The sequence below is a fragment of the Butyricimonas sp. BSD2780061689_150309_C8 genome, from assembly GCF_015560935.1.
Classification (GTDB): Bacteria; Bacteroidota; Bacteroidia; order Bacteroidales; family Marinifilaceae; genus Butyricimonas; species Butyricimonas paravirosa.
The window spans coordinates 19,350-33,272 of record NZ_JADMSV010000028.1 but is presented as its reverse complement, the minus strand read 5'-3'; the positions used below and the strand labels follow the sequence as shown (position 1 = coordinate 33,272).

The following is a 13,923-nucleotide window of genomic DNA, read 5'->3' as shown; positions in this document are numbered from 1 at the left end:
CGAGAATAAAAAAACATTTTCAGTTTTCAATTCTCCATATTCAATTATCTTCTGTCGTCTTCGTATTCCATGGTGATCTTTGAACCGTATCTCCGATCTTCCAACTTGGTAGCCTCGGTGATCACTGATTTCTGACCGCCATCCTTAACAAAACGCAGACAAGCACGGATTTTAGGAGCCATACTACCTTCGGCAAAGGTTCCATCTTCCAAATATTTCATCGTGTCGGCATAGTCCAAGAATTCCAGTACTTGCTGGGTCGGTTTCTTGTAATCCTTATAAATATAAGGTACATCCGTCAAAATATAGAATTCATCCGCTTTTACACGAGTTCCAACCATAGCTGAAGCCAAATCCTTGTCAATTACCCCTTCGATCGGCTGAATATCACCTTTCTCATCAATATATACCGGAATACCACCCCCACCGGTCGTGATCACGATGTTTCCTTCACGAGCCAAACGCTCTACCAAATCAGCATTCATAAAATCTTTCGGATCCGGCGAAGGAACCACACGACGCCAACCACCTTCTACCTTGATCTCTTCTTTGAACACCCAACCTTTCTCTTGAGCTAATTTATCAGCCTCATCCTTCATGTAAATTTTTCCTACCCGTTTGGTCGGATTCTGTAAAGCCGGATCGTTCTTGTCAACAATCACCTGTGACACCATAGAGATCACGTTACGTTGCAACCCGTGTTCTTTCAAGATATTACGTAAGTTACGTTCAATCATGTACCCGATTTGTCCTTGCGTGAAAGCCACACAAACATCCAATGGCATAGCGGCATTGTCATATTTCTCCACACCGGCAGCGTTATCCATCAAAACGTTTCCAACCTGAGGACCGTTTCCATGAGAAATAATCAGATTATATCCTTCTTTTATTAAATATACCAAATTCTCCAAAGTGTCGATGGTATTGGCATTTTGCTCTTCAATAGTACCTTTTTGATTTCCTCTCAAAAGAGCATTACCTCCCAACGCGATAACTGCTAATTTTTTTTCCATTACTCGTATTTTATTTATTATTTTCTTTTCTATTCGAAAAATTCTGCGTCCACAAAGCTAGCGAAATTAGTTATACAAAAAATAGGTAAAATCCTTTTTTATCAAAACACAAAATACTGTAAATCAAATTACTGTATAAATATTCTCCCCATTTTTATAAATATGCAGCGTAAAAACCGGACTTTTGACCATCCGGAAAAAATTTATCATTTATTTCTCTTAACCGTCTCTTTTTTTGTACCTTTGCGATATGCAAAACGAAAACAAACCATCATCGAGAAATTTGTTCCAGCGATTTGCAAACAAATACACTTTTGTGGGGTTGCTATTTGTTATCTGGATCGCTCTGTTCGATAAATACAGTTTTATCGACCGGTTACAGTTGCGTTCAAAAATCAACCAATTGGAGAACGAACAAAAGTATTACCGGGAGAAAATAGAAGAGGACAAACGTAAGAAAGAAGAGTTGTTGGGAAACCGGGATAACCTGGAGAAGTTTGCTAGAGAGCAGTATTTAATGAAGAAAGAAAACGAGGATATTTTCATCATTGTAAAGGAATAATCGATTGGGAAGAATTATTGCTATTGATTACGGGAAAAAGAGAGTGGGCATAGCCGTTACCGATCCATGCCAAATTATTGCCAACAGTCTAACCACGGTCAGATCACATGAGGTATTGCAATTTTTGCAGGACTATTGCTTGAAAGAGAAAGTAGACTTGATTGTTGTGGGACATCCCAAGCAAATGGACAACACGGATTCGGAAAGCATGACCTATATCAAACCCTTTCTTACTGCTCTCGGTCGCAAGCTACCGGATATACCCATTGTTATGTATGACGAACGTTTCACTTCCGTACTGGCCCATAAAGCCATGATCGAAGGAGGGGCAAAAAAGAAACAACGTCAGGACAAAGCGATAATCGATGCTATTAGTGCAACGATTATATTGCAATCGTATATGGAATCACAAAGAAATCTGAATATTTAAAAATGCTTTTACCTATTTACATTTATGGACATCCGGTTCTTCGGAAAGTTTCCGAAGACATCACCCCGGAATATGCGGGATTGAGTAAATTACTCGACGATATGTGGCAAACAATGTACGAATCAGATGGAGTCGGACTAGCTGCCCCGCAAATCGGAAAAAACATTCGTATTTTCGTAATCGACGGCTCCCCGTTCGAGGAACTGGATCCGGATTGCAAGGATTTTAAAAAAGCTTTTATCAACGCACATATCTTAGAGCGTTCGGGAGATGATGTACCTTTCAACGAAGGCTGTTTAAGTATCCCCGGAATTCACGAAGATGTTATGCGAAAAGACCGGATAAAAATTGCCTATCGGGATGAAAACTGGGTGGAACACGTGGAAGAATTCACGGGAACTCGCGCCCGCATTATCCAGCATGAGTACGATCATCTAGACGGGATTGTCTTCACGGATCACCTGTCTGCACTGAAAAAACGTTTACTCAAGGGAAAACTGAATAACATCAGTGCCGGAAAATTCAAACAAAGCTACAGGGTAGTATTACCCAAGTAAGTTTATAAGGTCCGTAAGGTTCATAACATCCATGAATTCTTCGGACCTTATCTTGTTTGAGCCAGGTAATCATTCAATTTAAAATCTAAAATTTGAAATTAGTTTGCGCCCTATTTACTGGCATAGATTTCCTTTTCTCTTTCTCGTGATCCCGTTGATCTTGGGAATTACTGCCAGTCAATATTTATCAAGCTTTCCTTCGACGTTCATTTTAGGTGTCATTATTATATCTTTTTCCCTGCTTTTTATTATCCAGAAGGAACGTTCCGGACTTCCATTTGTATTGCTCACTTTTACCGGACTTTTCTCCACGGGGCTATACCTATCGGATACCAAGACTCCCCCGATCATTTCAGGCGAAACTTATCAATTAACAGGACGCTGCAATCAAATTCTTTCCCCCGGAAAGCTTGTCATTTCCTCACCTCATTTATGCACGTATTTACAAATTCCAGATTCCATGAAAGTCTCGGTTGGGGATTCCCTTTCCGGGCTGATAAGATTATACCCTTTACAAACCTCACATAATCGTCATGATTTCAATTACAACAACTACTTACAACACCAAGGCATACAGGCCAAAGGCTTTCCGGTTGGTGAAATCCATAAAACCGGACACTCGCAAGACCTTTATTCTGTGTGTCACATGATTCGAAATAACTTAGCAACTAAACTACAACAGGTCATCCCAGATAGCATGACGTACAAGCTATTAGCAGCTCTTTGTCTGGGATGTAGGCAAGAAATTACTCCCGATACGAAAGAACTATTCCAAAACACAGGAACAATTCACATCCTTGCTATATCGGGATTACATATAGGAGCCATATTCGCATTTTTCTTGGGTCTATTAAAGTTATTCCATTTTAAAAGTAAAAAATTCCGCTTGATTCTGATCCCGCTAATATGGCTTGTTGCTTGCATTACCGGCCTCTCCCCTTCTGCTTGTAGAGCAGCAACCATCCTAAGCTTTATTACCATTGGAGAGGCATTCAGGCAAGAAACAATTCCTTTGAATGCCATTGCCGCTGCTGCCTTTTTTTCACTTCTTATCAATCCGGAATTACTCTATTCTGTCAGTTTTCAAATGTCATACGCAGCCTACACCGGAATCATTTTAATTTACCCGTTGATGCAAATTAAAAAGATGCACAAGTTCCTTCGCCCATTATACACGCTACTTTGCATCAGTTTTTCTGCACAGATCATGACACTACCCATCATGGCTTACTATTTCCATTCCATCAGTTTGAACAGTATCTTCATAAACCTTATCGCAGTACCCGCCGCTTCTTTCCTTTTATATGGAGGAATCATACTACTTGCATTACCGGAATTCATCAGTTTTTATTTGTCATATATCATCATAGGTCTAACACACCTATTTATTTTCAGCCTACAACTATTTTCCAGAATCGTGATAAACTTACCGGATTTATACCCGACGGCAACTCACGTCATACTATTTTACCTCATCATCGTCCTTGTCATCATTTATTTGATCACGAGAAAACGTCACGTTCTTAGGTTTATCTGTTGCAGCATGAGTATATTGCTCGTTTTTCATGGTTGTTTCACGTACTATATCCAAAACCATCAGGAAATCGTGATTCGTAATCTCTACAAACAATCTGCTATCTTATTGAATTACAAAGGTTATTACACTTACCTCAAAACCACAAGTCCCAATGATGGTTTGTCCACTTATATCACAGCCAATCATTTACAAGCTTTACCCACCCATGAAGCTTTTGTAGGACAACAAATAAAATTCATTCAGAATCACCTGTCATCTTCTCAATGTTCCATATCAATAATCGACCACACCAATCCTACATTTTCTCATGAAGATATAGTCATCATTACCGAAAATATCTACCCTCCCAACTTCCTCGAGTTCCATCCGCAACAGATTATCATGGACAACTCGAACACAAGCCACTGCACGAAAGCCTGGCAAAAATTCTGTTTCAAGAACCAAATTCCGTTTTTCAAAACAAGCGAAGTGGGAACAATTATCTTGAAAATATAGGCATTTTTTTATGGAATTCGGATTATAATGCTTTATTTTGCTCGTTAATTAACACCTAACTAAAATGGACATAGTCATAGCGGGAGCAGGAGAAGTGGGGACACATCTCGCGAACATGCTTAGTAAGCAAGAACATAATATAATGTTGATTGACAGCGATGAGGAAAAGCTGGAACTATTAGGCAATCAATTAGACGTTATGTCAATCGTGGGATCTTGTACCTCGATTGGTGCATTGAAAGATGCAGGAGTACACAAGTGTGATTTATTTATTGCTGTCAATCACCAAGAAGATCAAAATATCAACTCAGCGATCTTGGCTAAAAAACTCGGGGCCAAACAAACCATTGCCCGGGTAAACAATAGTGAGTACTTGGAAGACGAGAACAAAGAGTACTTGAAAATGATCGGTATTGATTCGCTGATTTACCCGGAACGATTGGCCGCAGAAGAAATTGTAGCCTCCTTAAAACAGAGTGGTTCAAGGCAGTTACACGAATTCTCGGATGGCCGCCTGCAATTATTAGGAATCAAACTTTGGGAGAATGCCCCGGTACTCAACTTGACCTTGATAAAAATGGCAGAACGTTACGGTGCCCAGCATTTCCGCGTCGTGGCTATCAAACGAGCAGACCACACAATTATCCCGCGAGGAAATGACTCTTTCCGCTACGGAGACCTGGTATTTATTGTAACCAAGCCTTTCTATGTCCCCAATGTATTCGCTCTTTGTGGCAAATCACAATATGAAGTTAAGAATGTCGTCATCGTGGGGGGCTCCCGTATCGGCATCAAAACAGCTTCCCTATTAGAGAAAAATTACAACGTGAAGATTATCGAAAAGGATCGGGAGAAATGTATTCTCATCGCCGACAAATTAAAATCCACGCTGGTAATCAATGGTGACGGAAGAGATTTGGCCTTATTACGAGAAGAGGGAATAAAAAACACCGATGCTTTTATCAGTGTAACCCACTCGTCAGAAACCAACATTCTTTCCTGCCTGTTAGCGAAAAAGCTTGGGGTAAAAAAGAGCGTAGCCGAAGTCGAGAACATTGACTACATTGATCTGGCTGAAAACATCGGCATTGGAACCCTCGTGAACACGAAATTAATTGCCGCCTCTCATATTTATCGTTACACGATGAACGTGGATGTGAAACATTTAAAATTCCTCACATTTTCGGAAGCAGAGGTATTCGAAGTTACAGCAGAGCCGGGTTCTAAGATTACCCGTAAAACTTTGGCTGATATGAATTTCCCTGAGAACGCAACCGTCGGGGGTGTTATCCGCAACGGGGATGCCATTATAGCGAAAGGAGACGTACAAATCGAGGCCGGAGACAAAGTTGTCATTTTTGCCTTGCCCAGTGCAGTGAAAAAAGTAATCAAACTATTCCAGAAATGATTAACTTTAGGTTCATTACCAACATCATAGGAAAACTATTATTTGTAGAAAGTGCTTTCCTGATCTTATGTATTATTGTCGCCTTGATATACGGGGAGAACGATCTCATGGCTTTCGTTTACTCCGCGATCATCACGCTGGGAGTCGGGAGCCTCATGACATTTACAGTGAAAGTCAAAGACCGGGTACTTGCCAAAAAAGACGGTTATTTTATTGTAACCTGCACGTGGATCATCTTCACCATCTTCGGTTGCTTACCTTACTTATTCGGAGGAACAATTCCGTCAATTGTTGACGCCATATTCGAAACCATGTCCGGTTTCACGACAACAGGTTCCTCAGTGATAAACAACGTTGAGGCCTTGCCACATGCCACTCTATTCTGGCGCTCCCTAACCCAATGGATGGGCGGAATGGGTATCATCGTGTTACTTTTAGCTATCATTCCCGGCTTGGGAATCGAGGGGCGTGATCTTTTCGTGGCCGAAGTACCAGGTCCGACACATGACAAGTTCACGGCAACCTTCAAATCAACAGCCCGACGTATGTGGTATCTCTATATTTCACTAACTGCCGCCCAAGCTATTTTACTGTTACTAGGAAATATGGATCTCTTTGATGCTATCTGTCACTCATTCACGACGATGGCTACCGGAGGATATTCGACCAAACAAGCCAGCCTTGCTTATTGGGATTCCGCATACATCCAATACGTGGTTATCATATTCATGTTCATTGCCGGAACGAATTTCGGTTTACTCTATGTCATGTTGCACGGCAAATTCCGCAAATTATTTCATGATGAAGAGTTTAAACTATATCTTTACATCACGTTAGGGGCTAGTGCAATCATCGCAATCGTACTATTCTTAAACGGTTATGCAAACTTAGAATTAAGCATACGGGAATCTATATTTCAAGTAGTTACCATTCTAACAACAACAGGATTCGCCACTGCGGACTATCTACTATGGCCACCTCTCACGAGTGCCATCATCTTTGCCCTCTTATTTATCGGGGCATGTGCCGGTTCAACTTCGGGAGGATTAAAATGTATTCGACTCAATCTATTATTCAAGAACTCGTTTATCGAGATGAAACGAATCATTCATCCTAACGGAATTATCAATGTCAAGTATAACGGGAAAAGTGTTCACCCCAATATTATGACCGGAGTGATGGGTTTCTTTATCTTGTACATGTTCATTTTCGCTATCTCCAGCCTGATCATGTCACTATTTACTCAGGATATAGCCACCGCTTGTAGTGCTGTTATCTCTAGTATGAGTAACGTTGGTCCCGGCTTCGGTGAGATTGGACCTATGGACAATTTTGCTAATCTACACGACTTTGCCAAGATATTTCTATCCATCCTGATGATGGTCGGACGTCTGGAAATATTCACGGTCTTCGTTCTATTCAGTAAAACATTCTGGAAAAAGTAATCTCTACCCACAAGATAATTTGGATCTCACCCAAAGAGAGGTATTTTCGGAGCTTAGATTCCGGGATACCTCGTTGCAAAAATAAAAAAGGACTGCCATTTCAACAGTCCTTTTTTATTCTTAGAAAAATATCCTACAATTCACCCAATCCTTGCCTTGTGACAACAATCTCATCGCCCGTACAATCAATCACTGTCGAAGGAATATTATTCCCATATCCTCCGTCTATGACCAGATCAACTAGACGATTATATTTCTCATGAATCAACTCCGGATCAGTGATATATTCCTCAACTTCACCTTCAGCAGCTTTCACAGAAGTGGTCAGCAAAGGCCCGCCCAGCTCTTCGACAATAGCCTGAACAATAAAATTTTTGGGTATTCGAATACCTATCGTTTTACGTCTATTCATTAAGACATTGGGCAACTTACTGGTAGCCGGCAACACAAAAGTATACGGTCCCGGTAAATATTGTTTCATCAACCGAAACTCTTCATTACTTACTTTTGCATAAGCAGCGATGTTTCCCAGACCCTTACAGATCATCGAGAAATTTGCTTTCTCTGCTTTCACACCACGAATAGCCGAAACCCGTTGGACAGCCTTCACGCTATTTATATCACACCCGATCGCGTAAATCGTGTCGGTCGGGTAAATGATAACACCACCATTACGCAAGAGCTCAACGATCTTTCGAATCTCCCGATCATTGGGATTGTCCTCGAATAAACGTACAAGCATGATCGTAAATTATGAATTCACTTTCTTGTGATCAGCCAAGAACGTAGCCAAACCGGAATCCGTCAGCGGGTGCTTTAACAAACCTTTGATCGCACTCAACGGGCAGGTTGCAACGTCCGCCCCGGCCTCAATACATTGAATAATATGTTGTGTGTGGCGAATTGAAGCGGCCAATACTTGCGTGTTGAAACCGTAATAAGCATACATATCCACAATCTTTTCCACCAACTCGATACCATCACTACTGATGTCATCCAAACGTCCTACGAAAGGAGACACGTAAGTTGCACCTGCTTTAGCAGCCAACAGAGCCTGTCCCGGAGAGAACACTAACGTACAATTCGTACGAATTCCCTTGTTGGTAAAATATTTGATAGCCTTAATACCATCAGCAATACAAGGTACTTTTACCACGATATTCGGGTGCAAAGCGGCTAATTCTTCCCCTTCTTTAATCATGCCCTCGTAATCAGTCGCAATTACCTCCGCGCTTACATCACCATCCACGATATTGCAAATCTCAACGTAATGTTTTCTACAATTCTCGTCACCTTTGATACCCTCTTTTGCCATTAAAGACGGATTGGTAGTAACACCGTCCAACACACCAAGGTCATTTGCCTCGCGAATCTGGTCAAGATTTGCCGTATCAATAAAAAATTTCATATTCTATCTGGTTTTATTGTTTAACTTCAATATCACAGGCAAAATTACAAACAATATCTGTAATCCGATCATATTTAGTTTATAAAGTTCACAAGGTTCATAAAGTTTATAAAGTAGCCTTATAAACTCTATAACTCCATTACGCGATTAGTCCGAAAAGAATCCAGGCTACAAGTAAAGTAAATACCACATTAAACGCTTGCGCACCCAGAAAAGCATACGTGGAACGACGATTTTCAGAGGTTATCAAGCTCTTGAAATCCGTTTCCAACCCAATAGACATAAATGCCAAGGCAAACCACATACCCTGAATATTCTTCAAAATTGGTTTAGCATCAGACACGACCTCTGGAGCAACGCAGAATGAAAAAACAAGAGAAGCAGCAACGAATCCCAACACGAATTTCGGAAAACGCAACCAAATTACTTTTAACGTCGGTTTCTCTTCTGTAACCTCTTTCTTCGAATAAGACCAATAAATACTGATTAAGAAGGCCGCAACTCCCAACAACACGTTCTGTGAGAATTTCACGATCGTACTCGTCTGCAAGGCTACTTCTCCATATATAGCGCCAGTTGCAGCCACGGCCCCGGTCGTATCAATTGTTCCCCCGATCCAAGCCCCTGCCATATCCTCAGGTAATCCCATCAACTTAGCCAAACCGGGCATGATCAAAATCATCGGCACGGCCACGACCAATACTAACGATACCACGTATGACAATTTTGTTTTATCCCCTTTGATAGCTCCGGCAGTAGCAACAGCTGCAGACACTCCACAAATGGACACAGCACTGGAAAGCATCAATGACATTTCTTTGTCAATTTTCATTTTACGACATAACCAAAAGCAGAAATTCCACACGGTAAAGACAACGACACAAGATTGTATCAATCCTAATGCCCCGGCTTTCAACAAATCATCAAAAAGTACAGTCGTCCCAAGTAACACCAAACCGATCTTCACGAAAAGTTCAGAAGAAAGTGACTCCTTCAACCACTTGGGAATAGAAAATATATTACTAATGAAAAGTCCTATCAATAAACTAAATATCACGGTTTCAAATCCCCAATCCTTTAGGAATTTATTTCCTCCGACAACCATGGCCAAAAGCGTAAGGAAGAACACGACCGGAAAACTTGCAGCAATCATTTTCAATTTTTTACCCGTAAATAATCCGGCAATCAATGCCATCAGGAACATAAAACAGAAAACAATCAGAGCATGCCCCACGTTATCCAACGTGAAAACCTTATTCATTAATGCGTCAGCATCCGGCCAACTGAAAGAAGGCCAATGAGGTTTTAATTGAAATACTACTAAAAGAATTATAAACCACCCCACGATAGTAGAGGTCCAATCTTCGGAAATCTTTAACTTGCTCATCTGGAAATTTATTAATTTAGTGAATAATTTCTGTGGCAAAGTTAATACCGAGAATCAAAAAAATAATCCGTATTTTTACTGATTCTGAATTAGTACATTTCCAATAGGCCCTTAATAGAGCCCAAGTAATACTCTTTCCAACCTTCAACGATCTCCTCGAAGACCTCATCTGGAATATTCGTATGTTCTAATTCTACACGAGTCCGGGGACCGTCTTTTTTTAATTTAATGGTCACAATAGAACGTTGATCCGTCTCCCCGAAAAACCATTCCTGAACAAGCAAATGATTGGGCTTTACCTCCAGATTCACGCCACAAATATCTCCCTCCCATAAAGAAAACACGAACCCTTCCTCTGCTTTCATTTCCGCGGGATAACCACTCCACAGTTCTATTTGAAAAGGATTCGTCAATGCCGTAAAGACTTCCTCCGGATCAGCCGTAATATCAATTGTGTATTTAAAATTCATTTATAATAAAAATATATACTTTAGGAACTTTCAGAACCAAAGACTCAACTATATGGACCTAATAAACAAGAAGTGTGATAAAATGACTTTTATCACACTTCGCTATTATTTATTTCTTCTTGTATTGTTCATTTAACTGATTTACCACATCATTGGTAATATCAAATCCCTCTTGCGCGAAAAGCACGTTACCGCCTAACGTCGTACTCAGTATTAATTGGAAACCTTTCGCTTTATTATACTCCGTCAAGAAATTTGTGATTGCATCATACAACTTCCGGTTTATTTCCATTTGCTCGCGTTGAGCATTCTCGGTCATTTCCTGTTGCAATTTCTGCAAATTTTGTTGTTTGATCATCAAATCCATCTGGGCTTGTTCGGCTCTTTCACGAGTCATAAAACCACCGTTTTCCACTTTATTCCGAAACTCTGCTGCCTCACGATCGAAGTTCTTCACTTTTATGTTCAACTCTGTCCGATTGGCTTCCAATTTCTTTAAAAACGCTTCATTCAACTCTCTCGATTGAGTATAATTGTTAAGCAATGTATCCATGTTAATGTAGACAATTTTTGCATCAGCGTTCACAGTTACAGTACCGCCTTGATTGCTCGTACTTTTACTATTTCCACTGAAATGCAAAATATACAAAACTATCACAGCAATCAACAATAACACATTTAATCCTATCGACAAATTCTTCATAAAATGTAACTTTGTTATTAATAAATCGATTCATTGAAATCTCGGCCCACACGAGGCTTGTTTCGAATACAAAGATAATCTTTCTTCTTTTAGTTATCCGATTTTTCTCTTTTTTCTATATAAAAAATTTTCTTTAACAGGTCTATTTCCTCAATATTAATGACTTTCCCTCTCTCCGCTTGCCGACGCGCCCGCATTAATCCTTGTAATGCCGTGATAGACTGAGTTCCAACACCTAACTTCACATCAACCATTCCTTTCATTTCTACCTTACGGGCAAAATCCTCGATCATCATACTCCTGTTCATTTCCTGATCCATCACTTTCACCGGTTTTGATGCGGCATGTATAGCTTGATTTAGATTGTTTTGGGCATTCAACAAAAAAGTATTCGATTTGTAATCCCCCGTAAGGAAACGCGGCAAGATTAAAACTTCCGACAGTAAAACAGTATCTCGTACCATAAAAACCCCCAGTAAGAAATCATTTTCTCTTAAACTGTCCGGAATAACAACTTGCATGGGAGCATAGCCTATATGCGAAAAACGCAAGGTATCCCCCACTTGTACACTCAATGAAAATCGCCCTTGTTTATCAACCCCTCGAACCTCTTTCCCCAACCGGAAGATTGCTTCCGGTAATGGCCGTATACTGTCCCGGTCACAAACTACACCCGTGACAAACACATTGCCTTTATCTTGGCTCTGCCCTTGCACTCCCAAGCAAAAGAATATAAAAAAAAATAGAAGGCTAAACTCTTTCATTTTCCCGGGCGATTTCACTATTCTGCAAAATGTTCAATAGCAATTCTCTCGCACGGAATAATTGAGCTTTCACGGTTCCTAACGGAATGGCCAGCTCTTGAGCAATTTCTTCATAAGAATACTCTTCAAAATAACGTAATTCTATCAATTTACGGTAACGCCCTTTCAACATGGCAACTTTTTCCCGCATAAATTCAGCTCGCTGCTTACGGATCGTTTCCTCTTCCGGATTCAACACGTCTGCCGGTACACTATTGATATACCCGCGATCATCCGGGTTTATATCATCCTTATCCAAAGAAACAATTTTGGCTTTTTTCTTCCGAATAAAATCAATCGTGTTATTAGAGGCAATTTTGAATAACCACGTACTAAACGCAAACTGAGGCGAATAGTAATTCAAACTCGTGAAAGCTTTCTCGAAAGCCTCGAACATTAAATCTTCCGCATCAGTTCTGTTATTCACCATCTTCAGTATCATAAAATATACTGAATCCTTATACCTCTTAAATAACTCGGCATAAGCCTGTTCATCTCCCGTTATTGCCCTCTTCACGACCTTATAATCATAAAGAGCTTTCTCTGACAAGTTGTTTGTTAACTCCATTTCCTCTTGTTAAAAAATGAATATCCATTTTCGTACACTCGATAAACAAAACCGATCGTACTAATAATAAACGAAGTTAGGAATAATTTTTTTTGTTTCAGACAAATAGCGCAAATATTTAACAAAATTACATCCGTTAAAAATACTGTCAACATGACAAGAAACACGTATATTGGGTAAAAACCTAAGACAATCAAACAAATAGCTGTCAAATAAAAGAACAAACGCACGATCATATCGCCATCTATCATAATCCTCTCCGTCATTGCCAATCTCATCTTGCTAGCATAATAATATGAAACTTCGTTTATTTCTCCTTTTTTGTCACTCTTATCAATTATCACATACGAGTCCGGATCTTTTGTCATCTTTATTGCCCCAAACCTTGATAATTCTCTAACCATATCATTATCGTATCCTAAATACGATTGTGAATTCTTCGCGAACCCACGGTTTTCTATATAATACGATTTTCGGTAAGCCATGTTACATCCATCCCCAAAAATATATTTTTTATTTTTCACCATGACCATCATTTTTATAAAGCGCAAGAAACGAAACATACGCAAATTTCTCACGTTTTGCTCGGTGAAATCATAATTTGCAAAACCGACGACAGCCGCCGTATTTTCATCAAAATATGACTCCATGGTCTTCACCCAATACATCGAAGAGGGACGGCAATTAATCTCTGAAAACAACAATATATCGTGCTTGGCAGCCAATACACCTATATTTATAGCCAATTTTTTAGTAAATCTGAATTTAGTGTCCGGAAATATTCGCGTACACCTCAACTGTGGATAATCTTTCTGTATCTCGGTCAATACATCCTGCGTGTCATCTTCTGAACATTCATCAACCACGATCACCTCAAAATTATCGTATGCTTGCATCAAAAAACTCGGTAAATTCCGTCTCAAACACTCCGCATTATTGTGTGACGTGATGATAACCGACACCCCTTCATGCTCTTGTTTATCCATCGGTTTTACTTTGCGAGACACGATCACACACCGACGAATAACGTGATAGATATAGGTGAGTGTCAATACAAACAGAAGTATTACCCCATACCTAAAAGCTCCCAGTTCTCCCCAAAAGACTCTCAAACTCTCCATATCATTATATTAACAT

15 protein-coding genes are annotated in these 13,923 nt (G+C 40.0%); 6 read left to right on the top strand and 9 right to left on the bottom strand.

All coding sequences use genetic code 11. From position 1 onward, the window contains the following. Positions 1-44: 44 nt before the first annotated feature. Positions 45-1,013 carry a carbamate kinase gene (locus I2I33_RS17225; protein ID WP_087421588.1) on the bottom strand — a complete coding sequence of 323 codons (969 nt, stop codon included), beginning with the start codon at positions 1,011-1,013 and terminating at the stop codon, positions 45-47. A 316-nt stretch (positions 1,014-1,329) separates the two neighbouring features. On the opposite strand from I2I33_RS17225, the gene I2I33_RS17220 reads away from it, so the two are divergent. The 6 genes from I2I33_RS17220 to I2I33_RS17195 all read left to right on the top strand — a co-directional run bounded on the left by I2I33_RS17220 (position 1,330) and on the right by I2I33_RS17195 (position 7,447). Next, on the top strand, positions 1,330-1,575 hold the full coding sequence (locus tag I2I33_RS17220) for an FtsB family cell division protein (RefSeq protein WP_239428311.1): 246 nt from the start codon (positions 1,330-1,332) through the stop codon (positions 1,573-1,575). A gap of 4 nt (positions 1,576-1,579) precedes the next feature. After that, positions 1,580-2,005, top strand: a complete 426-nt coding sequence (gene ruvX, locus I2I33_RS17215) for a Holliday junction resolvase RuvX (RefSeq protein ID WP_087421586.1) — start codon at positions 1,580-1,582, stop codon at positions 2,003-2,005. 2 nt (positions 2,006-2,007) lie between these two features. After that, complete coding sequence (gene def / locus I2I33_RS17210) at positions 2,008-2,562, top strand: peptide deformylase (RefSeq protein ID WP_087421585.1); 555 nt, start codon at positions 2,008-2,010, stop codon at positions 2,560-2,562. 103 nt (positions 2,563-2,665) lie between these two features. Continuing rightward, the gene (locus I2I33_RS17205; RefSeq protein ID WP_087421584.1) at positions 2,666-4,594 is read left to right on the top strand and encodes a ComEC/Rec2 family competence protein; all 1,929 of its coding nucleotides are present in this window, start codon (positions 2,666-2,668) and stop codon (positions 4,592-4,594) included. A gap of 64 nt (positions 4,595-4,658) precedes the next feature. After that, positions 4,659-6,002: a Trk system potassium transporter TrkA gene (trkA, locus tag I2I33_RS17200; protein ID WP_087421583.1), complete on the top strand. Its 1,344-nt coding sequence runs from the start codon at positions 4,659-4,661 to the stop codon at positions 6,000-6,002. Continuing rightward, positions 5,999-7,447: a TrkH family potassium uptake protein gene (locus I2I33_RS17195; protein ID WP_195666858.1), complete on the top strand. Its 1,449-nt coding sequence runs from the start codon at positions 5,999-6,001 to the stop codon at positions 7,445-7,447. Before trkA ends, I2I33_RS17195 begins: the two co-directional genes overlap by 4 nt. Before the next feature lie 133 nt (positions 7,448-7,580). Here the strand turns inward: I2I33_RS17195 and I2I33_RS17190 are convergent, their stop codons facing one another. The 8 genes from I2I33_RS17190 to I2I33_RS17155 all read right to left on the bottom strand — a co-directional run bounded on the left by I2I33_RS17190 (position 7,581) and on the right by I2I33_RS17155 (position 13,907). Then, positions 7,581-8,189 carry an L-threonylcarbamoyladenylate synthase gene (locus I2I33_RS17190; protein WP_087421581.1) on the bottom strand — a complete coding sequence of 203 codons (609 nt, stop codon included), beginning with the start codon at positions 8,187-8,189 and terminating at the stop codon, positions 7,581-7,583. A gap of 9 nt (positions 8,190-8,198) precedes the next feature. Next, positions 8,199-8,855 carry a fructose-6-phosphate aldolase gene (gene fsa / locus I2I33_RS17185; protein WP_027201604.1) on the bottom strand — a complete coding sequence of 219 codons (657 nt, stop codon included), beginning with the start codon at positions 8,853-8,855 and terminating at the stop codon, positions 8,199-8,201. A 139-nt stretch (positions 8,856-8,994) separates the two neighbouring features. Next, on the bottom strand, positions 8,995-10,242 hold the full coding sequence (locus tag I2I33_RS17180; protein ID WP_087421580.1) for a YeiH family protein: 1,248 nt from the start codon (positions 10,240-10,242) through the stop codon (positions 8,995-8,997). An 89-nt stretch (positions 10,243-10,331) separates the two neighbouring features. Further along, a complete protein-coding gene (locus I2I33_RS17175) occupies positions 10,332-10,712 on the bottom strand; it encodes an SRPBCC domain-containing protein (RefSeq protein ID WP_087421579.1) in 381 nt (126 codons plus the stop codon). A gap of 109 nt (positions 10,713-10,821) precedes the next feature. Next, complete coding sequence (locus I2I33_RS17170; RefSeq protein WP_087421578.1) at positions 10,822-11,415, bottom strand: OmpH family outer membrane protein; 594 nt, start codon at positions 11,413-11,415, stop codon at positions 10,822-10,824. 89 nt (positions 11,416-11,504) lie between these two features. Beyond that, positions 11,505-12,179, bottom strand: a complete 675-nt coding sequence (locus tag I2I33_RS17165) for a hypothetical protein (RefSeq protein ID WP_087421577.1) — start codon at positions 12,177-12,179, stop codon at positions 11,505-11,507. Beyond that, complete coding sequence (locus I2I33_RS17160; protein ID WP_027201599.1) at positions 12,166-12,786, bottom strand: RNA polymerase sigma factor; 621 nt, start codon at positions 12,784-12,786, stop codon at positions 12,166-12,168. The genes I2I33_RS17165 and I2I33_RS17160 overlap by 14 nt, the downstream gene beginning before the upstream one ends. Then, entirely contained in the window at positions 12,777-13,907 is a 1,131-nt protein-coding gene (locus I2I33_RS17155; RefSeq protein ID WP_087421576.1) for a glycosyltransferase, read from the bottom strand. The genes I2I33_RS17160 and I2I33_RS17155 overlap by 10 nt, the downstream gene beginning before the upstream one ends. Between the last annotated feature and the right edge of the window lie 16 nt (positions 13,908-13,923).

What these genes read in the sequence shown, in the direction of transcription:
- I2I33_RS17225 (WP_087421588.1), bottom strand. Translation starts at nt 1,013, where the DNA reads ATGGAAAAAAAATTAGCAGTTATCGCGTTGGGAGGTAATGCTCTTTTG.
- def (WP_087421585.1), top strand. Translation starts at nt 2,008, where the DNA reads ATGCTTTTACCTATTTACATTTATGGACATCCGGTTCTTCGGAAAGTT.
- trkA (WP_087421583.1), top strand. Translation starts at nt 4,659, where the DNA reads ATGGACATAGTCATAGCGGGAGCAGGAGAAGTGGGGACACATCTCGCG.
- I2I33_RS17195 (WP_195666858.1), top strand. Translation starts at nt 5,999, where the DNA reads ATGATTAACTTTAGGTTCATTACCAACATCATAGGAAAACTATTATTT.
- I2I33_RS17190 (WP_087421581.1), bottom strand. Translation starts at nt 8,189, where the DNA reads ATGCTTGTACGTTTATTCGAGGACAATCCCAATGATCGGGAGATTCGA.
- fsa (WP_027201604.1), bottom strand. Translation starts at nt 8,855, where the DNA reads ATGAAATTTTTTATTGATACGGCAAATCTTGACCAGATTCGCGAGGCA.
- I2I33_RS17180 (WP_087421580.1), bottom strand. Translation starts at nt 10,242, where the DNA reads ATGAGCAAGTTAAAGATTTCCGAAGATTGGACCTCTACTATCGTGGGG.
- I2I33_RS17175 (WP_087421579.1), bottom strand. Translation starts at nt 10,712, where the DNA reads ATGAATTTTAAATACACAATTGATATTACGGCTGATCCGGAGGAAGTC.
- I2I33_RS17170 (WP_087421578.1), bottom strand. Translation starts at nt 11,415, where the DNA reads ATGAAGAATTTGTCGATAGGATTAAATGTGTTATTGTTGATTGCTGTG.
- I2I33_RS17165 (WP_087421577.1), bottom strand. Translation starts at nt 12,179, where the DNA reads ATGAAAGAGTTTAGCCTTCTATTTTTTTTTATATTCTTTTGCTTGGGA.
- I2I33_RS17160 (WP_027201599.1), bottom strand. Translation starts at nt 12,786, where the DNA reads ATGGAGTTAACAAACAACTTGTCAGAGAAAGCTCTTTATGATTATAAG.
- I2I33_RS17155 (WP_087421576.1), bottom strand. Translation starts at nt 13,907, where the DNA reads ATGGAGAGTTTGAGAGTCTTTTGGGGAGAACTGGGAGCTTTTAGGTAT.